The 25440-nt window shown below is 43.7% G+C and carries 24 protein-coding genes; 15 read left to right on the top strand and 9 right to left on the bottom strand.

Annotated elements, in window-relative coordinates:
* Positions 1-32: 32 nt before the first annotated feature.
* The 3 genes from WAE59_RS04785 (at position 33) to WAE59_RS04775 (ending at position 3424) form a co-directional block, all read left to right on the top strand.
* Positions 33-1226: a pyridoxal phosphate-dependent aminotransferase gene (locus WAE59_RS04785; protein ID WP_337854797.1), complete on the top strand. Its 1194-nt coding sequence runs from the start codon at positions 33-35 to the stop codon at positions 1224-1226.
* Positions 1227-1404: 178 nt separating this feature from the next.
* Positions 1405-2688, top strand: coding sequence for a PepSY-associated TM helix domain-containing protein (locus WAE59_RS04780; protein WP_337854796.1), 1284 nt, complete (start codon positions 1405-1407; stop codon positions 2686-2688).
* 22 nt (positions 2689-2710) lie between these two features.
* Entirely contained in the window at positions 2711-3424 is a 714-nt protein-coding gene (locus WAE59_RS04775) for a DUF4198 domain-containing protein (RefSeq protein WP_337854795.1), read from the top strand.
* A 55-nt stretch (positions 3425-3479) separates the two neighbouring features.
* On the opposite strand, the gene WAE59_RS04770 is transcribed toward WAE59_RS04775, so the two are convergent.
* Complete coding sequence (locus tag WAE59_RS04770; RefSeq protein ID WP_337854794.1) at positions 3480-3737, bottom strand: helix-turn-helix domain-containing protein; 258 nt, start codon at positions 3735-3737, stop codon at positions 3480-3482.
* Positions 3738-3950: 213 nt separating this feature from the next.
* Positions 3951-5192, bottom strand: coding sequence for an ABC transporter permease (locus tag WAE59_RS04765; RefSeq protein WP_337854793.1), 1242 nt, complete (start codon positions 5190-5192; stop codon positions 3951-3953).
* Positions 5193-5341: 149 nt separating this feature from the next.
* Here WAE59_RS04765 and queA point away from each other — a divergent pair, with 149 nt between their 5' ends.
* On the top strand, positions 5342-6391 hold the full coding sequence (gene queA, locus WAE59_RS04760; RefSeq protein ID WP_337854792.1) for a tRNA preQ1(34) S-adenosylmethionine ribosyltransferase-isomerase QueA: 1050 nt from the start codon (positions 5342-5344) through the stop codon (positions 6389-6391).
* A gap of 79 nt (positions 6392-6470) precedes the next feature.
* Complete coding sequence (locus tag WAE59_RS04755; protein ID WP_337854791.1) at positions 6471-7151, top strand: 2-C-methyl-D-erythritol 4-phosphate cytidylyltransferase; 681 nt, start codon at positions 6471-6473, stop codon at positions 7149-7151.
* 48 nt (positions 7152-7199) lie between these two features.
* Here the strand turns inward: WAE59_RS04755 and WAE59_RS04750 are convergent, their stop codons facing one another.
* The 6 genes from WAE59_RS04750 to WAE59_RS04725 all read right to left on the bottom strand — a co-directional run bounded on the left by WAE59_RS04750 (position 7200) and on the right by WAE59_RS04725 (position 10259).
* Positions 7200-7361: a lmo0937 family membrane protein gene (locus tag WAE59_RS04750; RefSeq protein WP_337854790.1), complete on the bottom strand. Its 162-nt coding sequence runs from the start codon at positions 7359-7361 to the stop codon at positions 7200-7202.
* A gap of 139 nt (positions 7362-7500) precedes the next feature.
* Positions 7501-7722 (bottom strand): DUF2795 domain-containing protein, encoded by a 222-nt coding sequence (locus tag WAE59_RS04745; RefSeq protein WP_008240955.1) that lies wholly within the window; start codon positions 7720-7722, stop codon positions 7501-7503.
* 110 nt (positions 7723-7832) lie between these two features.
* Positions 7833-8381, bottom strand: coding sequence for a cob(I)yrinic acid a,c-diamide adenosyltransferase (locus tag WAE59_RS04740; RefSeq protein WP_337854789.1), 549 nt, complete (start codon positions 8379-8381; stop codon positions 7833-7835).
* 11 nt (positions 8382-8392) lie between these two features.
* On the bottom strand, positions 8393-9169 hold the full coding sequence (locus WAE59_RS04735) for an ABC transporter ATP-binding protein (protein ID WP_337854788.1): 777 nt from the start codon (positions 9167-9169) through the stop codon (positions 8393-8395).
* Between the two features lie 71 nt (positions 9170-9240).
* Entirely contained in the window at positions 9241-9531 is a 291-nt protein-coding gene (gatC, locus tag WAE59_RS04730; protein WP_337854787.1) for an Asp-tRNA(Asn)/Glu-tRNA(Gln) amidotransferase subunit GatC, read from the bottom strand.
* The gene (locus WAE59_RS04725; RefSeq protein ID WP_337854786.1) at positions 9531-10259 is read right to left on the bottom strand and encodes a lysophospholipid acyltransferase family protein; all 729 of its coding nucleotides are present in this window, start codon (positions 10257-10259) and stop codon (positions 9531-9533) included. The genes gatC and WAE59_RS04725 overlap by 1 nt, the downstream gene beginning before the upstream one ends.
* Before the next feature lie 104 nt (positions 10260-10363).
* Between WAE59_RS04725 and trpS the strand changes: the two genes are divergently transcribed.
* From trpS to WAE59_RS04675, 10 genes are all read left to right on the top strand, one after another.
* Positions 10364-11362 (top strand): tryptophan--tRNA ligase, encoded by a 999-nt coding sequence (gene trpS / locus WAE59_RS04720; RefSeq protein ID WP_337854785.1) that lies wholly within the window; start codon positions 10364-10366, stop codon positions 11360-11362.
* A 30-nt stretch (positions 11363-11392) separates the two neighbouring features.
* Complete coding sequence (locus WAE59_RS04715; RefSeq protein ID WP_337854784.1) at positions 11393-12007, top strand: deoxynucleoside kinase; 615 nt, start codon at positions 11393-11395, stop codon at positions 12005-12007.
* Positions 12007-12741, top strand: coding sequence for a 3-deoxy-manno-octulosonate cytidylyltransferase (kdsB, locus tag WAE59_RS04710; protein WP_337854783.1), 735 nt, complete (start codon positions 12007-12009; stop codon positions 12739-12741). The genes WAE59_RS04715 and kdsB overlap by 1 nt, the downstream gene beginning before the upstream one ends.
* Complete coding sequence (locus tag WAE59_RS04705) at positions 12738-13280, top strand: hypothetical protein (protein ID WP_337854782.1); 543 nt, start codon at positions 12738-12740, stop codon at positions 13278-13280. The genes kdsB and WAE59_RS04705 overlap by 4 nt, the downstream gene beginning before the upstream one ends.
* Positions 13281-13619: 339 nt before the next feature.
* Positions 13620-16391 carry an outer membrane beta-barrel protein gene (locus WAE59_RS04700; RefSeq protein WP_337854781.1) on the top strand — a complete coding sequence of 924 codons (2772 nt, stop codon included), beginning with the start codon at positions 13620-13622 and terminating at the stop codon, positions 16389-16391.
* Positions 16388-17146, top strand: coding sequence for a GLPGLI family protein (locus tag WAE59_RS04695; protein WP_337854780.1), 759 nt, complete (start codon positions 16388-16390; stop codon positions 17144-17146). The genes WAE59_RS04700 and WAE59_RS04695 overlap by 4 nt, the downstream gene beginning before the upstream one ends.
* Positions 17147-17303: 157 nt before the next feature.
* Positions 17304-18920, top strand: coding sequence for a CTP synthase (locus WAE59_RS04690; RefSeq protein ID WP_337854779.1), 1617 nt, complete (start codon positions 17304-17306; stop codon positions 18918-18920).
* 20 nt (positions 18921-18940) lie between these two features.
* Positions 18941-20737 (top strand): membrane protein insertase YidC, encoded by a 1797-nt coding sequence (gene yidC, locus WAE59_RS04685; RefSeq protein WP_337854778.1) that lies wholly within the window; start codon positions 18941-18943, stop codon positions 20735-20737.
* 150 nt (positions 20738-20887) lie between these two features.
* Complete coding sequence (locus WAE59_RS04680) at positions 20888-23734, top strand: alpha/beta hydrolase family protein (RefSeq protein ID WP_337854777.1); 2847 nt, start codon at positions 20888-20890, stop codon at positions 23732-23734.
* Positions 23735-23781: 47 nt separating this feature from the next.
* A complete protein-coding gene (locus WAE59_RS04675; protein ID WP_337854776.1) occupies positions 23782-25053 on the top strand; it encodes a nucleoside recognition domain-containing protein in 1272 nt (423 codons plus the stop codon).
* Positions 25054-25059: 6 nt separating this feature from the next.
* Here WAE59_RS04675 and WAE59_RS04670 read toward each other — a convergent pair whose 3' ends face one another.
* Complete coding sequence (locus WAE59_RS04670; RefSeq protein ID WP_337854775.1) at positions 25060-25296, bottom strand: hypothetical protein; 237 nt, start codon at positions 25294-25296, stop codon at positions 25060-25062.
* Positions 25297-25440: the final 144 nt, after the last annotated feature.

The following is a 25440-nucleotide window of genomic DNA, read 5'->3' as shown; positions in this document are numbered from 1 at the left end:
ACAAAATTTTATTTGCCCCCGCAACAATTATTATGACATTTTTATCCAAAAGAATCAACAACCTATCTGAGTCGCAGACCATTAAAATGGCTAAGTTAGGAAGAGAACTGTCCGCAAAAGGGATAGACGTTATCAACCTGAGTTTCGGTGAACCGGACTTCTTTACTCCCGAATTTGTCAAGGAAGCAGCAAAGACCGCAGTAGACGAGAATTACTCTTATTATACCCCGGTTTCGGGTTATCCTGACCTGCGTAAGGCTGTTGCTGAAAAATTGCTAAGGGAAAACGGATTAAACTATAGTTTTGACCAGGTAGTAGTTTCTACAGGAGCGAAACAATCACTGGCAAATGCAGTGATGTGCCTGGTAGATCCGGGAGATGAGGTAATCGTACCTACTCCTTACTGGGTTTCGTATTCTGAGATGATCAAGCTTGCAGAAGGCGAAACGGTCTTCATCAATGCTACCGTCGAAAATAACTTCAAAATTACCGGTGCTGAACTGGAAGCCGCAATTACACCTAAAACCAAACTGTTCATGTTTTCTTCGCCATGCAATCCTACCGGATCTGTATACAGCAAAGAAGAACTGGCTGACCTGGTGGCTGTATTTGAAAAATACCCGAATATCTATATCATCTCTGATGAGATCTATGAACACATCAACTTTGTAGGTAAACATGCCTCAATTGCTGAATTTGATTCTGTGAAAGACCGTGTAATCCTCATCAATGGTTTTTCTAAGTCTTATGCTATGACGGGTTGGAGAGTGGGCTATATGGCCGCCAATAAAGAAATTGCCAATGCATGCGATAAATTACAGGGCCAGATCACCTCAGGTACTTCTTCCATCGCACAGCGCGCTGCTTTAGCCGCTTACCAGGGTGGATTGGAAACCGTAAATCAGATGGTTGCTGAGTTCAAAAAGCGCCGGGATATTGTCCATGCTTTGCTGACTGAAATCCCTGGAGTAAACGTAAACCTTCCGGACGGAGCTTTCTATTTCTTCCCGGAGATCAAATCTTATTTTGGTAAAACTGATGGCGCTACAACCATCAATACCGCTGAAGATCTTGCTTTGTACTTATTGAACGAAGCACATGTATCTACAGTTACGGGTGAAGCTTTCGGCAACGAAGACTGTATCCGGATTTCTTATGCTGCTTCTGAGGAACAGCTTAGAAAAGCGGTATCGAGGATCAAAGATGCCTTGTTGAAATTGCAGTAAACTTTTCTAACCAATAAAATGCCTCCCCACTGTACACACAGTGGGGATTTTTTTTTGCCCTACCCACAAAGTTTTCTTTGTCATTGAGATTTTTTTTCAAAAAAGCAGTCTTCTCCTTGCTTAGTATTTGGACTGAATCTAAATAAACCTATATTTGCAACAGAAAGCAAACAAATCAATGACAGCAACAAGGAACATACCGGTAAAGAAGAAAATTAAAGATTCTCTTTTTACAAGAATTAATAAATGGCTTCACCTTTGGTTGGGCCTCGCCTCTGGCATCATTGTTCTCATCGTCTGCTTAACAGGTTGTATCTGGGTTTTTAACGAAGAAATTACCGGCCTTATGGAGCCGGAAACGAAAGTGGAAAGACAGGATAAACCTGTACTTACACCCGCTCAGCTGACAGCCATTGCGGCGAAATTTTATCCGGACAAAGTTCCTGCTTATGCCAACTACCAGCAAGGCCGCACCATTAACCTCAATTTAAAAACTGTTGGTGAAAAAGGCAGAAGAGGTGGTGGAACCCAATTAAAAATCAATCCTTATACTGGGGAAGTGGTCAGCACAGTTGTACATAAAAAAGGCGAAACTGATTTCTTCAGGTTTATCCTGAATGGTCACCGCTTTTTATGGATGCCGTATGAGATCGGTCGACCGATCGTCAACTACGGTACTATGGTCTTTGTCGTATTGCTGATCACCGGACTGATCTGGTGGTATCCTAAAAAATGGAACAAATCAACACGCGACAAGAGTTTTAAGATCAAATGGGGAGCGTCATTCAAAAGGGTAAACCTGGATCTGCATAATGTACTTGGTTTCTACTCCTTGCTATTTTTGTTGGCTATAGCACTAACAGGAATGGTATACGGTATTAAATGGTACAGTGAGGGCCTCTATTGGGTAACGTCCGGAGGCGAAACCCTGGCAGAATACAAACGTCTGGAATCAGATTCTCTTCAGGCGAATAAATACTATACACCAGTGCAGGCAATGGACCTGGCCTGGAACAAAGTAATTGCCAAACATCCTAAATCAGCAGGCTTCTATTATAATTTTCCTGATACTGCTGAAGCAAAAGCGGCAATCAACATTACAGTTTATCCAAGTCCGGGTCAGTTTTACAATAGTGAAGGATACACATTTGACCAGCACACACTCCAGGAACTGAAACGTGAAGACGTTTATTCTATTTCCTACGCTGAGGCAGGTTTTGGTGGAAAACTGAGAAAAATGAACTACGATATCCATGTCGGTAGTATCCTTGGATTTCCAGGTAAAGTACTGGCCTTCCTCGCTGCACTGATCGGCGCTTCTCTACCCATCACAGGCTTTCTGATATGGTATGGCCGCAAATTTAAAAAGAAAGGCAAAAAATCTGCTTCAGATCAGTCTGCCGCAACTAAAAACAACAAAGTACCAAAGGTTACAAAACCTCAATTAGAAGAAATCATTTAACTACAAATAATCCTATAATCAGATGAACAAATTTAGATTAATACTTTTAAGCGCTTTTTTTTGCCTGCTGGGCAGTCAGGTTTTTGCACATGCACTTTGGATTGAAACTCCTTCATCCGGAAAGGTCGGACAGGTTCAGGCCGTGAAAGTATTTTATGGTGAATATGCCGCCAACGAACGTGACAGTGTGAGCAAATGGTACTCAGATGTAAAGGAGTTCACACTTTGGCTGGTGGGTCCGGATCAGAAGAAAACTCAATTGAGCCTGAATCCTGGTGTCAATTATTTTGAAAGTAAATTTACACCGGATCAAAACGGTGCATACACGATCATGGTGAGCCATGAAGCCAAAGATCTGGGCGGTACCACAAAGTATCACTTTCTATCCAGCGCAAATGTAACAGTTGGCAAATCGCTTCCTGTTGTGGCTAATAACAGCAATGTACTGAAATTGCACCTGGACGATCTTACCGCTGCTAAACTGAATAAATCACTTCAGGTAAAAGCATTCTTAAAAGATGCTGCAGCCAAAGGTAAAACGGTTTCTGTTTTTTCTCCAAATGGCTGGTCCAAAGAGCTGACTACTGATGAGAACGGAGTTGCCGAATTTACACCACTATGGGCAGGAAGATATGTGGTAGAAGTAAGCGATACCGACAAAACACCGGGGCAGCACCACGGTGTAGACTATAAGTCTACCTGGAAAGGCGCTACTTATAGCTTTGAAGTCAAATAAAACTTCTTCATTTTGAGTTAGAAAAGCCAGTCCTTAAAAGACTGGCTTTTTGCATCTATAGCAGCCCCAGGCGTTCCGCAATGTCGTATAGGGTACCAATATTAAAGACATAGGTCCCGCTAAGCCAATGCCTGACTTCAGAGGGATCTGCCCCCATCATGTCGGCAAACTGGCGGTTACTAATGTTGCGCTTTGTCAATACATTCTTAATGGCGTCAGCCAGTTCCATGGAAACCCTCATACGCCTCATTTCAGCTGGAGAAACATTGTCTTGCAGCGAATATTCTTTTGAATCATTACTTTTCCTTCTCATAATTAATCCTATTGCTTGCTATAGAATTTCAATAAGATGACCAGAACTACCCCAATATCCCCTCAATGGGATCTTTGCCAGACGAGCAGGCATTTTCCATGGCTGAACACTGAAAATCAACTGTTAAAAATAAAAGGGCAGCGGAATAGTCTGCCGCCCTTCTTGAAAAATATGAGGTATAAGTTCAACTGGTTGAGGATTTTAATTCCTCAATTAGGAACGGATCGCTTCTACAGGATCTAATCTTGAAGCCGCATAAGCCGGCCAAAAACCGGAAATGGTACCAATTGCGAGCGACACTCCGATTCCGAGGACAATATTATTCATAAACAGGATCACCTCAAATCCGCCAGCTTTGGTAAGCAGCGTCACCAGGTAAACCAGGAACAGTCCTAAAAGCCCGCCCAATAAACACAATGCTATAGACTCAAATAGAAATTGCAGCATGATAAAGTAATTTTTCGCGCCCAGTGATTTCTGGATACCGATAATATTGGTACGTTCCTTTACCGATACAAACATGATGTTCGCTATTCCAAATCCACCAACCAGGATGGAAAATATCCCGATCGCCCAGCCACCCGTATTGATCATCGTGAACATCGTATCCAATTGCTGAGAAGCAATGGTACTCTTATTCAAGGCAAAATCTTCCTCTGCTCCGGGCCTGGTTCTCCGGATCGACCGCATCGCTCCTCTGATCTCACTTTCTATTTCATCCAGGGAGATGTGCTCATAACCCCTCACGGTAATTGTTGGGTCATACCGGTCGCTTTCAACATCCATAATCCCTTTCGCAAAATTTAAAGGCATTACAATGTTTTTATCCTGTGACATCCCCATCATGTCTTCACCTTCCTTCTTAAACACCCCCACTACATTGAGACGACGCCCCATTACTACAATCGATTTACCAATTGCAGGCTGTCCGTTAAAAAGTCCCTCAGCAATATCTGCTCCTACCAGAGCCACAGGTGAGCCTGCTCTGCCCTCGTTTTCCGTAAAATATCGGCCTTCCTGAAAATCCAGCGTCCAGGTCTTATTGAAGTCCTGTGATGCAGCGCGGATGCCGGCACCTTCTACTGAGTTTGCTCTGTATTTCACCGTGCGTGAATTGGCAGATATTTCATAAGAAACACCTTCTGCATATTCCAAACGGTCCTTTAACAACTGATAATCCCGCAGCGAGGGTTCCGGTCTGTTGACGTATTTCCACCAGGGATAGTCCCCAAAACCACCCCAGGGCCACTTCTGTACAAAAACAGTTTTAGATCCGAGTTTATCTACGCTTTCCTGCAATTTCGCACGGAGGGAATCAACTGCCGAAAACACAAAAATGATGGTAAAAATACCAATCGTGATTCCCAGCAGGGAAAGCATGGTGCGGAGTTTGTTTTGGCGAAGTGCATCAGATGCAAACCGAAAACTTTCGCCTATAAGCCTTAGAATAATCATAATTGTAGTTTAGACCAAAAGTACCGAAAAAGGTTACAGTAAACCCCGCGTGTAATTTAAATAATTCATTAGATTAGGACCTAATTTTTAATTATAATTAAAAGATTTTATTTCGTAAATTTGCGCCCTTAATTATCACATCGAACAATATGAAGTTATCTCAGTTTAAGTTTAATTTACCTGAATCATTAGTTGCCAATAATCCTTCAGAAGAAAGGGATGAAGCCCGTTTAATGGTTTTACACAAAGATAGTGGCAAAATTGAACATAAAATATTCAAAGACGTATTAGGTTACTTTGATGATAAAGATGTCATGATATTAAACAACACCAAGGTATTCCCTGCCCGGCTCTACGGAAATAAAGAGAAAACCGGTGCCACCATCGAAGTTTTTCTGCTGCGTGAGTTGAATAAAGAATTACGTCTTTGGGATGTCCTGGTAGATCCGGCCCGTAAAATCCGTGTTGGGAACAAGTTGTATTTTGGTGACGACGACCTTCTGGTTGCAGAAGTTGTAGACAACACAACCTCTAGGGGACGTACCATTCGGTTCCTTTTTGATGGCACCGACGAAGAATTCAGAAAAAACATCGAAATTTTGGGTGAAACACCCCTGCCTAAATACATCAAACGCAAGGCTACTGCGCAGGACAAAGAACGTTATCAGACCATCTTTGCAAAACACGAGGGTGCTGTTGCAGCGCCTACAGCTGGTCTCCACTTCAGCCGCGAACTGATGAAACGTCTGGAATTGAAAGGCATTAACTTCGCTGAAGTTACGCTTCACGTAGGCCTTGGTACATTCAGGTCCGTAGAGGTTGAAGATTTAACCAAACACAAAATGGATTCTGAACAATTCATCATCGAACAGAAAGATGCAGATATTGTCAACAAAGCCATTGAAGAAAAAAGAAAGATTTGTGCAGTAGGCACCACTTCTATGCGAGCAATTGAATCTGCGGTATCATCTAACCGTACTTTGAAAGCAGCGAACGACTGGACAAGCAAGTTCATCTTCCCTCCATATGATTTTAGTATTGCCAACTCCATGATCACGAATTTCCACACTCCTGAATCGACATTGTTGATGATGATCAGTGCTTTTGGAGGTTATGACTATGTAAGAAATGCTTACGATGTGGCACTGAAAGAAAAATATCGTTTCTACAGTTATGGTGATGCAATGTTGATCATCTAACACCTGAAATAATCATGAGAAATAGGAGATTGGATCTGTAGGATTAAATCTCCTATTTTTATTTAAAGCTTATTTTCCTATGAAATATTACGCCATAATTGTTGCAGGAGGATCCGGAAACAGGATGCAAACAACCATCCCCAAACAGTTCCTGCCTTTGAGCGGCAAGCCGGTATTAATGCACACCCTCGAGGCATTTCATAGCTGCAGTTTGAAACCTCAACTTATTTTAGTCCTAAATAAGCAGCAACAGGCCTACTGGAAAGAATTGTGCCAAACTTATGATTTTCAAGTTGAACACGAAATTGTCGACGGAGGCGAACAACGTTTCCACTCCGTAAAGCAGGGTCTTCAGATCATCAGGGGAGAAGGAATTGTAGCCATTCACGATGCAGTCCGGCCATTGGTCTCAGCAGAGTTGATCCTGAGTTGTTATCTGGAAGCGGAGAAAAAAGGCAACTGCGTGGTTGGCCTGACGCCCACAGACTCAATCAGAAAGATCGATACAGAACAGGGTAGCATCGCAGTTAAGCGGGATGAATTCGCACTCGTACAAACGCCCCAGACTTTCCATACTGACGTACTCAGAACAGCTTATGAACAGGATTACAGATCTGAATTCACAGATGATGCTTCTGTGGCAGAATACAGCGGCTTCAAAATCAATTTAATAGAAGGAGAACGGGAAAACATCAAGATCACCTGGCCGGAGGATTTTGAAATTGCTGCTATATTAGCAAAAAAAGGCCGTAACAATTAGTTACGGCCTTTTTTTGTCTTATCTTTTATTTCTTTTCAACAACCTGGCTTATGCAGCCCTGTTGATGACTTTGAGTATGATTGCAATGACTGCAATGACCAACAAAATGTGAATTAATCCGCCTACATTCGGACCGAAGCCTTGGAAGAAGAATCCGATGATCCATAAGATCACCAATACAACAGCAAGAAGATAAAGTAGATTTCCCATAACGATTAATTTTTAGGTATATAATTTTTAGATAGATGTAAGGAAGTACAAACACTTCCATGACAAAACCTAAACAATCATCGTTCCAAAAATGCAGAAGGCCCCGTTTTTATCGGGGCCTTCTTTATGTTATGCTGATCTAGTATTCGTCTTCGTTGAAGAAAAAGTCATCCTTGGTAGGATAGTCCGGCCAAATCTCCTCTATGGTTTCATAGGGTTCGCCATCATCTTCCAGCGCTTGTAAATTCTCGATCACCTCCACAGGTGCACCGGAACGGATACCGTAATCAATCAATTCATCTTTTGTTGCAGGCCATGGAGCGTCTTCCAAATGCGATGCGAGTTCTAATGTCCAATACATATTCTATACTATTAAGGTTATTCTATTTTATTCGCAAAAGTATATTAAAAAACCTGAGCAAAACAAACTTTTTTTTCCACTTTTACTACTCCATTCACATTATTACCAAATTACAGTCTGGGTAGCCAGATATTCTCGGCGGTTCCCGCATCAGAATTCAGTTTCCGTGCCAAAACAAATAAATAATCGCTTAATCGGTTGAGATAAATAGTCATTTTTCCGTCAACAAAGCTATCTGCGGCCAATTGCACAGTTAGCCGCTCCGCGCGCCGGCAAATGCATCTTGCGATGTGACAATAAGATACCACTGTATTTCCGCCGGGAAGTATAAAATGTTTCAGTTCTGGCAATAGTTCATTCATCTGGTCCATTTCAGTTTCCAGCAATTGGATATCTGATTCGTGCAGGTCCGGAATTTTCATTCTTGAATGCTCAGGATCTGCAGCCAGCGCTGCTCCAACTGTAAAAAGCCGGTCCTGAATTTCTTTCAGGAGCAACTGATACTTCGCGTCGATATCCTGGCACTGGATCAATCCAATATAAGAATTCAATTCATCTATTGTGCCATAGCATTCAATCCTCAGGTGATATTTTGGTACACGCGTCCCCCCAATTAAAGAGGTAAGCCCCTTATCGCCTGTCTTTGTGTAGATCTTCATCTGAAATAGATTTAGTCAATTTTCTCAAAATCACTACCGGACTTCTCCAGTTTGGATAGACGCGGGGATACCGTTTTGATATCTGTGTTCTGATAATCTTTCTCAATCAGTCCATCCCGCATCCTAACGATCCGATGGGCATGCTGCGCAATATCTTCTTCGTGGGTGACCAGGATAATGGTATTTCCTTTACTATGGATTTCCTCCAACAATCCCATGATCTCTATGGAAGTCTTGGTATCCAGGTTTCCTGTCGGCTCATCTGCAAGGATGATTGAAGGATTATTGATCAGCGCCCTCGCCACGGCCACACGCTGACGCTGTCCACCGGAGAGCTCATTGGGTTTATGTCCAACCCTGTTTCCAAGGCCTACATTTTCCAATGCTTTTTGCGCCCTGGCATCCCTTTCTTTTTTATTTGCTCCGGCATAGATCAGGGGCAATGCCACGTTATCGAGTGAAGTAGAGCGGGGCAATAGGTTGAAGGTCTGGAATACAAAGCCAATTTCCTTATTACGCACTTCAGCAAGTTCATTTTCCGTCATCTGGCTCACATTGATGCCATTCAATACGTATGCTCCTTTACTTGGTGTATCCAGGCAGCCTAATATATTCATCAATGTGGATTTACCAGAACCTGAAGGCCCCATCAATGCTACAAATTCACCTTTATGGATATCCAGGGATACAGATTTCAGGGCATGGATCACCTCCGCGCCGATCACATATTTACGACCTATGTCATTGATTTTAATTAAGGCTTCTTCGCTCATTAGGGCTTTCTCCATGGCTCATTTTTTTCTTAGACTTCTCTATCCCGGGGATGTTACAGGAAGGAAGGATTATTGACCCTTGCAGGCTATTTTTCGATGATCTTCGGCACAAAGAAATAATGATCATTGTGCATGGCCGAATTTTTCAGTCCATCTTCTACAGAGATCTCCTGTTTCACAACATCTTCGCGCCATACATTTTCTTCCTCATTCATGTAAACCAATGATTGTACACCGGTAGTATCCAGTTCATTGAGCTTTTCCATGAACGTCAATATCTTATTCATATCGGCAGTAAGTGCTTCCACCTCATTATCGGCTACAGCGATCCTTGCCAGATCGGCTACTTTGTTTATCGTTTGCTTATCTATGGTCATTAATGAATAAGTTTACTGTTTATCAGGTCAAAAATACGGTCTTTTAACAAATCTGAGTCATCAATATTTAATTCTTTAGTAGAAAGCGGGCGGTGTACGTAAATTTCACAGATACCAGGACTGGTTCCGTACTTAGCACCGTCATCCCACATCTTCTGCCAGACATTCGTCATGCTTACCGGAACTATGGGAATGTTCTTTTCAATTGCCAACCGGAATGGTCCGTTTTTAAAGGGTACGAGTTGAGGCGGATAATGGTCATCGATCTTCCCCTCAGGAAAAATGACCAGGCTCATGCCGTTTTCCAGATTCTCCCCTACCTTCTTAAATGCCCGGAATGCGGAGATTTTACTGTCGCGGTTTACGGGAACATCTATGGTCTGAAAAAAGATCTTCAACACCGGGTTGTCCAGCAGTTCCTGTTTACCCATAAAATGAAAACGCCCCTTCGCCAGCACACAAAGAATCATGATGTCCAGGTTCGAAGTGTGATTGGCGCAATAGATATAGGTCTGCCCTTCCTGCAGCGGCACTTCAAACCTGAACCGAAAGAAAACACCGATCAATGTACTGCACAATAAGCTGTTGATCTTGCGCAATTGGTTCAGCAAAGCATATCGCTCCGGTTTCCTGGATGCAAAATAATAGAATGGGTAAAATGATACAGATAAAATCAGAATGATCAGAACTGAATAGTAACGATGAATTTGCCTGAAGAGAGTAATCATGTAAATCAAACATACAAAAAAGATGGATTGATGTGTAAAATGCTTTGTTTTTTATTAATTTCGGCCCAATTAAACCATATTGGTTTACAGTAAAATCAACAAAAATGAAAGAAACGGTAGTTAGTGGCATCCGTCCGACAGGACAGTTGCATTTAGGGAATTATTTTGGGGCGGTCACCAATTTTGTAAAGATGCAGTACGATTACAACTGCTACTTCTTCATTGCCGACCTTCACTCACTGACCACACACCCTACCCCTCAGGACCTCCACGGTTATGTACGTCATGTATTGGTAGAATACCTGGCTTGCGGGATCAATCCTGAAGAAACTACAATTTACATACAGTCTGATGTCCCTGAAGTCGCAGAGCTTTACCTCTACCTCAATATGAACGCTTACATGGGTGAGCTGGAACGCAGCACCTCGTTTAAGGACAAAGTGCGCTCCCAGCCAGACAATGTCAACGCCGGTTTGCTGACCTACCCTACTTTGATGGCGGCAGATATATTGTTGCACAGGGCTACGAAAGTCCCTGTAGGAAAGGATCAGGAACAACATCTGGAGATGACCCGCACCTTTGGAAACCGCTTCAACAGACTATATAACAACGAGTACTTCCCGGAGGCATTTGCCTTTAATTATTCGGAGAACCTGGTAAAAGTACCTGGTCTGGATGGAAAAGGAAAAATGAGCAAATCAAGTGGTGACGGAAATTGTATTTACCTCGCAGACAGTCCGGAGATCATCAGAAAGAAACTGTCGAGGGCAGTTACGGACGGCGGACCTACTATTGAATATCAGGAAAAGCCTGAGGCAATCCAAAACCTGTTTGACCTGATGAAAATCGTTTCAAGTGCAGATACGCTAACACATTTTGATGAGTTGTATAATAAAATGGCCATTCGTTACGGAGATTTCAAAAAGCAACTGGCAGAAGACATGATCCTGTTCAACTCCCCGATCCGCGAACGCATAGACGAATTGTCCAAAGACAGTTCCTACCTGCGCCAGGTGGCCAAACATGGCGCATTGAAAGCCAGGGAAAGCGCTCAAAAAACAATTAAGGAGGTACGGTCACTAATTGGCTTCAAATCATTTTAAAAACAAAAAAATAATACTACCTTTCTTGATATGCACATAGCCATCGTTGGAAATATAGGAGCCGGAAAAACCACACTTACCGGATTATTGGCGAAACACTACGCCTGGGAAGCTTTATACGAAGCGGTAGACAACAATCCTTACCTGGAAGATTTCTACAGCGACATGAAAAGGTGGAGTTTCAACCTTCAGATCTACTTCCTGAACAGCCGTTTTCAGCAGATTGTCGACATTCAAAACTTCAACAGGAACGTGATCCAGGACAGGACAATTTATGAAGATGCGCACATATTTGCAGACAACCTTCATGAAATGGGATTGATGACCACCAGGGACCACCAAAACTACAAAGCTATTTTTGAAAATGTGACCTCCTTCATCAAGCCCCCTGACCTTTTGGTCTACCTCCGCGCTTCTGTGCCAACATTGGTAAACAACATCCAGCGCCGCGGACGTGAGTATGAGGCCAGTATCCGCATCGACTACCTTTCTAAACTGAATGAAAAATACGAAGACTGGATCAAAGATTATAAACTGGGAAAACTGTTGATCCTCGATAAGGACAAGCTTGATTTCACAAACAATCCTGAAGATCTCGGAATGATCATCCAATCTATCGAAGCAGAAATAAACGGATTATTCTAATGAAAGTACTTGGAATCATACCAGCCAGATACGCCTCTACGCGCTTCCCAGGAAAGCCTTTAGTGCAGATCCATGGCAAAAGTATGATCCAGCGCGTCTACGAACAGTCCAGTAAAGCGGCCGGGCTGTCAGAAGTCATTGTGGCCACTGATGACGAGCGGATTGCTGAGGAAGTAAAAGGGTTCGGAGGAAATTTCATCATTACGGGACACCACCACCAGAGTGGCACCGACCGCTGTGCAGAGGTTGCTGCAGCATTGCCTGATTTCGACGCAGTGGTCAACATCCAGGGTGATGAACCATATATCGATCCAAAACAGATTGAACTGCTGATCTCCTGTTTCGAAGATCCGGAAGTTCAACTGGCGACACTCATCAAAAAGATCCAGACAGAAGAAGAACTGTTCAATGTAAATATTCCAAAAGTGCTCCTGGACAACAGGCAGCAGGCCATTTATTTCAGCAGGCAGACCCTGCCCTACATCAGAGGGGCTGAAAGAGAAAGCTGGATGGAGCAGTTCCAGTTCTACAAACACATTGGAATTTACGCCTATACCTATCGGGCACTCCAGGCCATCACAAAATTGCCCCCTTCTCCGCTTGAATTGGCAGAAAGTCTAGAACAACTGCGCTGGATTGAGCATGGCTACCGCATACAGACCCGCATCACCACCATTGAGACCGTTGCCATTGATACCCCGGAAGACCTGAACAAAATAAATGTCCAGCTATGATAAAAACGACCATCCACCTGATGTTGCTTGCTTTTCTGATTGCTTCCTGCAGCGGTTCCGGAACTGAATCAGAGAAAATGGCTGATAGCTCAGTAAAGACGATGGTCAAGCCTTTCAGCGATTCGTTAAAGGCTGATACTTTTCAGGTCAGACGTTCCAGCAATGCCGCAAAAGAAACCGAACTGCTCTTTACGATCAGATCCCATGAAGGAAAAGAAATCTACAGGGAAGAGATCAAAGCGGATGACCTTTTCAAAAACTATGATGCGACGATCGACCTGAAAAAGAAAAAGAACCAGGTAAAGTTTTTGAATGAAGAACTTTCCCGTTTTTTTGATGAGGAAAATCTAATGGAACCGGCCATTACCGAACAGGAACAACCAGATCAATATGTTCCGGACCGCCAATTTTATGAGGAGCTAAAGGCAAGCCAGCTCAATGGCTTCATCTATCGCCTGGGTAAAGAGAACAAAGTATACATCGGCTGGTCGGCAAAAGCGCAGAAAGTTAAAATATATTACCACTGCTGCAAGCAATAATTCCTTGCTTTCATCGTTTAACTCCTCTTCTATCCAAAATAATTCAAAAAATAAAATCCTTCTTTTTAACCGGATAAAAGCATTTAGCGAAAATTATCTGCAAAATATTGAAAATAATGTTTTGATTATTTCAAATATTGTGCTATGTTTAAATAATGAAACAAAATGAACCACGTCATCATATTTCATAAATCAACCTGAATATTCTAACCAAATATACTTTAACGAAGCGCCCGGATCATCTCCGGGCCTTTTTTTTGCTCCTCCGGAGGAGATTTCTAAATGATCATTATAAATGGTATTTTCGTTCCTCTGATACGCTCAAACAACACCGATACTATGTTAAAAAAGTGCTTGCTGCTTCTTTTATTGATTACCTCCTACCTATCAGCCGCGGCCCAAAAAGCAAGCATCAGCGGCAAAGTCAGTGATGCCTTCGATCAAAAGCATTTACCGAACAGCAATGTATTGCTCATCCGGGCTGCAGATTCTATATTGGTTAAGACCATCCGGACAGACGCAAAAGGCGAATTTAACCTCCCTGGCCTCGAAAAGGGAGATTACACCTTATTGATCTCCTATCCGAAAATGGCCGATTTTGTCAAAAACCTGAAACTATCTGACACGGCTGCCATTAACTTGGGAAACGTACAGATGGAGCTGAAATCAAAACTGCTGAAAGAAGTAGTGATACAGGCCACAAAGAGCGCGGTACGCATGCGCGGCGACACCCTCGTCTTCCAGGCCGATAGTTTCGCAGTACGTTCAAATGCCAATGTCCAGGAGCTCCTTAAACGTCTTCCCGGATTCGTGGTCGATAAAGACGGAAAGATCAAAGCCCAGGGCAAGAAAGTAGAAACAGTACTGGTAGATGGAGACGAGTTCTTTGGCGACGATCCCCTGCTCGCAACCAAATACCTGAAAGCAGCAGCAGTGGATGAGATACAGGTTTACGACAAGAAAAGCAAAAATTCAGAACTTACCGGAATTGACGACGGGATTAAGAATAAGACCATCAACATCAAACTGAAGGAAAACGCAAAGAACGGCTACCTGAGCACCTTAGATGCCAACGCCGGAACGGACTATTTCCAGGATTATGGGGGGATGTTTGGCATCTTCAAAAACAAACTCAAGGCGGCGGTATTCGGAACTTACTCTACATTGGACAATCAGTCGAAGATCGCCAATTCCATGAGGAAGCTCAAGGGAGAGGAATACGATGTCATCCAGGTGGGCGACGATGGCAGTTCCATCATGTTTGCTACCGGCATGGATGAAGATGACGATTTCAGCTCTGCCGGATCAGGACTGCCCAATAACCTGAACCTGGGGATGCACTTCTCGGATAAGTTCCACGACAACAAAATGGGCATTAAAATCAATGCTAAAAGTTTCGACTACAAAAGCAAAAACCTCGAAACTTCCAATTCCCGTGAAAAACTCCCAAGCGGCGCTGTCTTCGTCAGTTCCGGCAGCAACGATGACCGTTCCAAAACCGCTGGAGAAAACATAAAAACAGGTTACAGCTACAATATTGACTCGCTGACCGTTCTCAAGCTTTCTGTTGCGGCCCGGAAAACAAGGAATACCCAGAATGCCTCCGGCTATAACGACACCCAGACTGAAAACGGCTTCTTTGTGAGCGAAAACAACCAGATCAATACCGGAAAGGGGACATCGGAAGGTTTCAATGGCAACATCAATTACGCACGCCGTTTCCAAAAAAAGGGACGTACTTTATCGATAGACATACAACCGGAAAGCCAGCAAAATACCAGTTTTGAAAAAAGCCAGAACATCACCCGCTATTTCAACGACAATGGAGAGGAGAACCGCAGAGAGGATATCAACCTGTATACCGACAATTCTGGCAGCAAAAACTCCATAGGCACCAGGATCAGCTATACCGAACCGCTGTCGAAAAGATGGGCCATGGAAGCCGGCTATAGCTTCAAAACCATATCTTCCAGCAGTTACCGGTCTGTATCCGATCAGAATATCCGCAAAATCGACTCACTGAGCAACAATTTCAAATTCATCAATTTCTCCAATGTCGGAAAAATGGTATTCCAGTACCGTGTCAACAAATTTTCGATATCCTCCGGAATGGAGGCTACGCGCACAAGTTTTGAGTTGAACGACCTCGACCGCAATAAAGACTTCGACAGAAACTACCTGAACCTGGCTCCTAGCACTAATATGAACTACAGGATAGACAATGGAAAAAGCCTGTCGCTGAATTACAATGGCTACATGCAACAACCCAGCATAGAGCAACTCCAACCGGTCCGCCAGCTCAGCAACCCTTTGTTGCAAATAGTGGGAAATTCATCGCTGAGGCCCTCATTTACCAACAATTTTTCCCTCTACTACAGTGGCTTCCAGTTTCAGAACGATGAATTCATCTCAGCAAGTTTCAATTACAGCTTCACCAATAATGCCATTGTGAATACAGATATCGTAGACGATTTCAATAAAAGGATTTCGAGTTTTACCAACCTCAATGGCAGCAACTCCATGTCCGGCAATATCTCCTATTCCAAAGGCTTTTCAAAAACACACCTCAGACTTGGTGGCGATCTGGGCTTCAATACATCTAACCGACTGTCCATCATTAATTTTACTACCAACAAAAGCAGGAACAACCAATACAATTTAAGGGGATCATTCAGTTACTATACCCCTAAGATAGACCTCAGCTACTCCCCTTCTGCCAATTTCATGTACGGTTCATCATCTATAGGTGAAATCAATGATGGAAAAAGTCTGAACCACAACCATGAATTTTCCGGCACACTGCAATTGCCCTACCGACTCGAGTTCAATACTACCCTGTCGCTTTCGTACAGACCGGCAAACGCTTCTTTTGACCGGGACCTGGATATTGCAATCTGGAACTGCTACCTGTCTGGCAAACTACTCAAAAATGAGTCCCTGGAAATCAAGTTCACTTTAACTGACATCTTAAACCAAAAAATAGGTTACGAACGTTATGTAGGCGGAAACATCGTCAGCGAAAATACCTACAGCTATATCCCGCGTTATGCCCTGATTGGGGTCAATTGGAATTTAAGTGGTAACTTTATGAAAAACACGGTCAAAAAATGATAAAGCAACTTATGATCGGCATGTTCCTCTGCTTGTGCTGTCTGGCGAAAATCCGGGCACAGCAACTGTTCATTCCCAACGGAAAGATCAGCTTCGAGAAGAAGGTAAATGTGCAACGGAGCATGGAGGGCTGGGACATCCCTGACGAAGCAAAAGAAAAGATGCAAAAATACAACCTCAGTACCTGGGAGCTCTTTTTCAACAGCAGTATTTCTTCCTATAAACAACAAAAAAAAGAAACTGAAAATACGGACAATATGTTCGGCTTCAACATGCAAAACAATAATGAGCTGTATGCCGATTATGCAGCTTCCCGGAGGATCTTAAAGAAGAATTTCTTCAATGATACCTACCTGCTCAATGACAGCATCCCTAAAGTCAATTGGAAAATCATGCATGATGTCCGCGAAATTGCCGGCTATGAATGCAGGAAGGCCATTGGAAGGATCAACGACACGGTGTATGTCGTGGCCTTTTACACGGACGAGATCCTGTTGAGGGGCGGTCCGGAGGGCTTCAGCGGATTACCCGGAATGATCCTGGGACTGGCCATCCCAAGGTACAATACCACTTGGTTTGCCACCAAAGTGGAAGCCTTCTCCATTGCCGACACCGACCTGAAACCACCAAGCGCAAAAAAGACGGACACCGACAGGGAATTGAAGAAAATCATGGAAATCTATAGCCGTTTCGACGGAAACCAAAAACAAAAACCGGAAGAGGTCCGGAAGCAGATTTACGGTTTTCTGCTCTAACTTTTTAAAGAATAGCACCTTACACTACCTTGATCAAGCTGCGTATTATTTAAAAAAATAGCCTTAGTGCTTTCGTTTTATTTGCTAACTTTGTATCCCGTACAAAAACAATAAGGGCAGTCCTAAAACTGTACCTTATGATCACAAATTCACAAACATGACTAAGTATATTTTTGTTACGGGCGGTGTTACTTCCTCATTAGGTAAGGGCATCATCTCCGCTTCATTAGCCAAATTATTACAAGCACGCGGCTACAGTGTAACCATCCAAAAGTTCGACCCTTACATCAACATTGATCCGGGAACCTTAAATCCTTATGAGCACGGTGAATGTTTTGTAACTGAAGATGGTGCGGAAACCGACCTTGACCTTGGTCATTATGAGCGTTTCCTGAACGTTCCAACTTCTCAAGCCAACAACATCACTACAGGACGCATTTACCAGAATGTAATCAACAAGGAAAGACAGGGACAGTACCTTGGAAAAACAGTACAGGTGGTTCCCCACATTACTGATGAGATCAAAAGGAACATGCGCATCCTGGGCGAAAGCGGAAAATATGATATTGTCATCACCGAATTGGGAGGAACTGTAGGTGATATTGAATCTTTACCTTTCATAGAAGCTGTACGCCAGTTCAAATGGGAAGAAGGTGCCAACAATGCGATCGTCATCCACCTGACACTAGTACCTTACCTTGCAGCAGCAGGTGAGCTGAAAACCAAACCTACACAACACTCTGTAAAAGCCTTGCTCGAATACGGAATTCAGCCGGATATCCTGGTTTGTCGTACCGAACACCACATCACCCAGGACATCCGTAAAAAAATCGCTTTGTTCTGTAATGTCAATGTAAATGCGGTGATTGAATCTATAGATGCTTCTTCTATTTATTCCGTTCCGCTATTGATGATGAAAGAGCAACTGGACAAAACAGTACTGAGCAAACTAAAACTTCCACAAAAGAACGAGCCGGACATGGAAAGCTGGAAAGACTTCCTGGGCCGATTGAAAAACCCTACTGCTGAAGTGACCATCGGTGTGGTAGGTAAATATGTAGAGCTTCCTGATGCCTATAAATCCATCACGGAATCCTTTGTACATGCAGGAGCTAAAAATGAATGTAAAGTACGCGTACAGTACATCCACTCTGAAGAGGTCTATCCTGACAATGTAAAAGAGAAATTAGGACACCTGGACGGACTGCTTGTTGCGCCGGGCTTTGGTAGCCGTGGTATTGAAGGTAAAATAGATGCCATCAAATACGTGAGGGAAAACAACGTTCCTTTCTTTGGTATCTGCCTGGGCATGCAGTGTTCTGTCATTGAATACGGCCGGAATGTGCTCGGACTTGCAAAAGCAAACACGACTGAAATCGATGAAGAGACCGAACATCCGGTGATCAATATGATGGAAGAGCAAAAAACCATCACTGATAAAGGTGGCACCATGCGTCTGGGTTCTTACCCATGCGACCTTAAAAAGGGTACAAAAGCATTTGCGGCTTATGGTAAAGCGCACATTACAGAGCGCCACAGACACCGCTATGAATTCAACAACAGCTACCTTAAACAATATGAAGATGCAGGGATGATCGCTTCAGGTGTCAATCCTCAAAGCGGTTTGGTAGAGATCGTTGAGTTGAAAAACCATCCTTTCTTTGTTGGTGGTCAATTTCACCCTGAATTAAAATCAACAGTTGCTAATCCTCACCCACTTTTTGTTAAATTTGTCGCCGCTGCGATGGAGTTTGCGAAGAAGAAAATCAAATAATACGCGTTTAATTAACAATAATGGATAGAAATACGTTTACAGGGTTATTCCTGATCATGATCGTTTTGGGAGCCTGGTTTTATTTTATTAAGCCAAGTGACGCTGAGATCAAAAAAGAAAAAGAACGGATTGCTGCAGATTCTTTAAAGAAAACTGCTGGAAATCAGGCTGCAGTCAGCACTCCTGCAGCTACCCTCCCGACAGTAGATTCGGCAGCTTTAAAAGGCCCTTTCGGTGCCAATATCACTGGAACGGAGCAAACTTCAGTTTTGGAAAACGAAGCTTTGAAACTTACCTTCAGCAATAAAGGTGGTAAAATCCTTTCTGTACAAGTAAAAGGCCAGCAGACATATGATGGCAAACCGGTGATCCTTTTCAATGGCAATGAAAACAAGTTCGGACTGAACCTGAACATTGGCGGCAAAATGATCCATACCAATGACCTGTATTTCACGGCGGTAAAAAATGCGGATCAACTCAGCATGCGTGCCAACTATGCCGGAAACCAATATATAGAATTCCTGTATGACCTGAAACCAAACAGCAGCAATGTCGGCTTCAACATCAACCTGAATGGTTTGAACCAGGTGATCCAGGGCAACAGCGTCAGTTTAAACTGGGAAGCTACATTATTGGAGCAGGAAAAATCAGGAAAAAAAGAGCAGGAGCATTCTGCACCCTACTATAAATACGTCAATGAAAGCCCTGATCACTTAAACGTAGCCAAAGATGTCAAAGAAGAACTGACCGAAGGAAAAATCGAGTGGTTCTCTTTCAAACAGCACTTTTTCTCTGCAGTACTGATTCCTGCGGTTCCTTTCGATAAAGGTAACCTGGAGGTTAAAGTAAGTACGGAGCCTGGTAAGATCAAATGGTACGGTGCCAACATGCAACTGGCATTCAACCAGCTGGCTACCCAGAACTATGCCATGAAATTCTATTTCGGCACCAATAAGTTCTCTACCCTGAAAGCACAGGGCCAGGAAATAGAAAAACAGGTAGACATGGGTTATTGGCCTTTGAAATACATCAACAGGTTTGTGGTGCTGCCGGTATTCAACTTCCTGGAAGGATTCGGATGGAACTATGGCCTCATCATTCTGGTCCTGACCATCATGCTGAAAGTAGCCATGTCGCCATTGACCTACAAGTCTTACCTGTCTATGGCCAAAATGAGGATCCTGAAACCGGAAATGGACGAGATCAAAGCCAAAGTTGGCGAAGACAACCCTACATTATTACAACAGGAATACCTCAAACTCTATAAGCAGGTCGGTGTCAATCCACTCGGGGGCTGCTTGCCCATGTTGCTGCAATTGCCTTTTGTAATGGCCTTCTTCTTCTTCTTCCCGAACTTGTTCGAGCTGAGGGGCGAGAGCTTCCTTTGGATGAAAGACCTTTCTACTTATGATGATTTCATCAAATTTGGCTTCAGTGTACCTTTCATCGGAGACCACCTGAGTTTAATGTGTGTGTTGATGACAGCTTCTACCCTGATCTATACTTATTTCAATAACCAGATCTCAGGAGCCAGCGGGCAGATGAAATACATCGGTTACATCATGCCTATCGTATTCCTGGGTGTACTGAACAGCTATCCATCTGGTCTGAATTATTATTACTTCCTCGCGAACATGCTGACCTTCGCGCAACAGTTCCTGATCAAATCAATGGTAGACGACGAGAAGATCCACAAAACGTTGCAGGACAACAAAGCAAAACCAGTGGAACAAAAAAAGAAATCTAAATTCCAGGCTCGTTTAGACGATTACATGCGTCAACAACAACAAGCCCAGATCCAACAAAAGAAAAAATAATCCAAATGGATCAAAAAAGGGAGCATCAGAACGGTGCTCCCTTTTTTTTGTGTAAAAATTTGGCTTGTATTATTGATATATGCCCAAATTTTACAATTTTTAGGAATTAGGAAGCGGATACACCACACCAACAAATTTTTAACACACACTATGAGGCATAATTACCTAACCTTAGCATTCCTGTTATGTTCAGGACTTACTTTCGGCCAGAAAAAACCAATAGACCATACTGTATACGACAATTGGGAATCCATCGTTTCCAAAAAGATCTCTAATAACGGGATCTGGGCAGGCTATGCGATCGGCAAACAGGAAGGAGACGCGACTCTATACCTGAACAACCTGACATCCAATGCGAAAATAAAAGTCAGCCGTGCCGAAAACGTACTGTTCAGTGCCGATTCCAAATTTGCTGCCTTTGCCATCAAACCTTTCTATGCAGCAATAAGACAGGACAAGATCAAGAAAAAGAAAGCTGAAGAAATGACCAAAGATACGCTGGGAATTGCCAACCTCAGCAGCCTCGCCATTGTCAAGATCGCAAGGGTAAAATCTTTCAGGATGCCTGAAAATGGATTTGGATTCCTGGCTTATCAACTGGAAAAACCATTGGATACCGCTAAAAAAACAAGCGTACCGGCAAATGGAACTGCACCTAAAAAAGATTCAGCTGCTTATTTCGCTGACGAAGATAGTAATGCAGCTTCAAAAGAAGGAACAGACCTGATCTTTCGCAACCTCCTGACCGGACAGGAACGGATTTTTAAATATGTCAGTGAATATGGTTTCAGCAAAAATGGAAAGCAATTGATCTTTGCGGTCACCGGCTCCAAGAAAGACAATACCGTAAAAACTGGCGTTTTTTTACTGAATACAGAAAAAGGCACGCTGAAGACCCTGGTCAGTGGAAAAGGAAGCTTCAAAGGTTTTACCTTTGACAAAGAAAGTGAATCTGTAGCCTTCCTTGGTGAGCGCAGTCCGGAGAAACAGGAGATTAAAGATTACTTCATTTATTACAACTCCCTGTCGCTGGATACCGCACAGATATTGGTCGACAACGAAATCCCTGGTTTACCTGCCAAATGGGCGGTAAGTGCAGAAGGGAAACTGAACTTTAGCAAAGACGGCAACAAGCTTTTCTTTGGAATTGCCCCAATCAAAAAGCCAAAAGACACTACCCTGATCGATTTTGAAAATGCAAAACTCGACATCTGGGGATATAAAGACGACTACCTGCAGCCTATGCAGCTGAAAAATGCGGAACGTGAGTCCAAGCGGACCTACCTGACGGCCATAGAAATTTTCAACAGCGATGTCAAGATTGTACCGCTTACGGACGTGAAACTACCGGATGCCAGCATCATCGATGAGGGCAATGCCAACCTGGTACTCGCATCTACAGATTTCAGCAACCGGGTGCAATCGCAATGGACAGGCAATTCTATCCGCGACTTTTACCTGGTCGACACCAAAAATGGCAGCAAGAAGAAAATCATTGAGGCTTTATCAGGCAATGCCTTTTCATCGCCTGCTGGCAAATATGTAATCTATTTTGATAAAAAAACCGGCAACTGGTTTACCTACAATGTAGCGACAGCCAAAGTTGTGCAACTGAACAATGGCATGAGCCAGAAATTTGTGGATGAGGAGAACGATGTTCCGGACGAACCTTCAGCATATGGCATCGCCGCATGGACAGAGGATGATAAATCTGTGCTGATCTACGACCGTTATGACATCTGGGAGTTCCAACCAGATGGAAAAGCTCCGGCCAAAAACGTCACCAATGGATTCGGCCGCCAAAATGGCATCACTTTCCGTTATCAAAAAACCGATCCGGAAAGCCGCTTTGCAGGAAAAAAGGAAACCATATGGCTGGATGCCTTCAACAATATCAGCAAAGAAAATGGCTTTTATAAAACCAGCATCGGCAACAGTAAGAACCCGGAACTGGTGGTAATGGGCAAAGTAAAATACTCCAGCCTCCTGAAGGCAAAAGACGCAGAGCGTTACCTGTACGACAAAGGCAATTACAGCAGCTCGCCGGATGTCTATGCATCAATAGACCTCAAAACCGAACAGAAGCTGAGCAATACGAACCCGCAGCAACAAAACTACAACTGGGGAACAGCCGAACTGGTCGGCTGGACTACACCGAAAGGTTTCAAATCACAGGGCATCCTGTACAAACCTGAGAATTTCGATGCCAGCAAAAAATACCCGATGATCGTTTATTTCTACGAAAAACTATCAGACGGACTCTACACTTACCAGCCCCCTGCGCCTACACCGTCTAGGTTAAATATCCCTTATTTCGTCAGCAACGGATACCTGGTATTCGCTCCGGACATCAGCTATGAGCAAGGTTACCCGGGCAGGTCAGCAGAAGAGTTCATCAATTCAGGAGTCGAAGCTTTGAAGAAAAATACATGGGTAGATGGCAGTAAGATCGGCATCCAGGGACAGAGCTGGGGCGGTTACCAGGTTGCACACCTGATCACACGCACCAATATGTACGCTGCTGCATGGGCAGGCGCACCTGTGGTCAATATGACCTCCGCTTACGGTGGCATCAGATGGGAAAGCGGCATGAACAGGCAGTTCCAGTATGAAAAAACACAAAGCCGCATCGGCGCCACCCTTTGGGAAAAGCCAGAGTTATATATCGAAAACTCTCCCCTGTTTTCTTTACCTAAAGTAAGCACGCCAGTGGTGATCATGGCCAACGATGCCGATGGTGCCGTACCATGGTATCAGGGCATTGAAATGTTTACAGGCCTTCGCCGGCTGGGTAAACCGGTATGGATGCTGAACTACAACAATGAGGCCCATAATCTCATTCAGCGCCAGAACAGAAAGGACATCCAGATCCGCGAGCAGCAGTTTTTCGACTATTACCTGAAAGGTGCCAAAGCACCTTCCTGGATGGTCAATGGTATCCCTGCTACAGAAAAAGGAAAGACCTGGGGTTTCGAACTTGTCGACGAAAAGCCTTAACCAAATGCTATTTAAAATCCCTACATTAACAGCTTAAAAAACAAACAATGGCATTAAGTAGAATCTGGTCTGCATTCATCATCGTCGCAATCGTGGTGGCCAGCATCAAGTGTTTCTTTTTCGGGCAAACGGAGATTTTCAACTGGATGGTCATCGGCAAAGCCGATGATGCAGCAAACCCGCTGAAAGTAGACGGCGTGATTGAGACCTGCTGGACCGCGGTAAACATCTGCTTAAAACTGATCGGCATTATGGCCTTGTTCATGGGCTTCATGAGCATTGCCGAGCAAGCCGGAGGCATCAGGCTGCTGTCGCGGGTCATCGGACCATTCTTTGCCAAACTTTTTCCGGACATTCCTAAAGGACATCCCGCTACGGGGCACATGGTGATGAATTTCTCGGCCAATTTACTCGGTCTGGACAATGCAGCTACACCATTCGGCCTCAAGGCTATGGAAAGCCTTCAGGAGCTCAATCCCAGCAAAGACACTGCTTCCAATGCGCAGATCATGTTCCTCTGCCTGCATGCGTCCGGACTTACGCTCATACCCGTCAGTATCATTGCCATCCGGGCTTCACTAAACTCTGCCAATCCTACGGAGATTTTTATCCCTTGCATGATTGCCACCTTCGTGGCCACCATTGCAGCTATGTTTATTGTTTCCTTCAAGCAAAAGATCAACGTGTTCCAGCCCGTCATCCTGGCCTGGGTACTGGGCATTTCGGCGGTAATTGCCATATTGGTACTTTACCTGGTCACGCTCAATACTACAGAACTACAATCGTTCTCAGGAATCCTCAGCAATGGCCTCCTGTTGCTGATTTTCTTTTTGATCGTACTTGGCGGTGTTTATAAAAAAATAGATGTGTTCAATGCCTTTATTGATGGGGCAAAAGGAGGCTTTGAAACAGCCGTACGCATCATTCCTTATTTGGTAGGCATGCTCATCGCCATCAGTCTCCTGAGAACCAGCGGCACTTTCGAAATTGTAATCGATGGCATGAAAAGCATCTGTGCATTCTTTGGTGCCGATTCTAAATTTATAGATGGCATCCCCACTGCGCTGATCAAGCCTTTAAGTGGAAGTGGTGCAAGAGGTATGATGGTCGATACGATCACTACGCACGGCGCAGATTCCTTCGCCGGCAGGCTGTCCAGTATTTTACAGGGCTCATCAGATACCACTTTCTACGTCGTGGCGGTATATTTCGGTGCAGTAAACGTCAAAAATACGAGGTATGCTATTGGCGCAATGCTGCTGGCAGACCTCGTTGGGGTCTGTACAGCAATCGGTCTCTGTTATATGTTTTTTGGGTAGAGGATCTTAGCTGGATTTGCTCAGCGAAAGCTTATCAATGATTTGTTCCAGTACCGTAGGCTCTACACTGGCATTTCTGGATGTCCTCCAGGTGGCACTGGAATCCAGCCAAACGCAGAATGAGTGGTAACCATCTAAGATCACCGCATAGGTTTCATGAAAATCATCTTGTATTTGCATGCAAAAGCCCTTTACTGGTTTGCCTTGCACATCGAACTGGAGATTGAGATAGCTACTTAACATATCGATACCTGGTTAGTTAATACCTAAACAAATATCCATTTAAAAAGTTTGCCCGGTTTTAAGAAACTGATATGTTATTGTTATCAACAGGTTATGAAATGCTGTCTGTATTTTCTTTAGCTGCACTTCTGCATCTTGCCTTAA

This window comes from Pedobacter sp. GR22-6, assembly GCF_037402555.1.
Lineage (GTDB): Bacteria > Bacteroidota > Bacteroidia > Sphingobacteriales > Sphingobacteriaceae > Pedobacter.
Note: the sequence above shows the minus strand (reverse complement) of the source record. Positions and strands in the feature narration are given on the sequence as shown.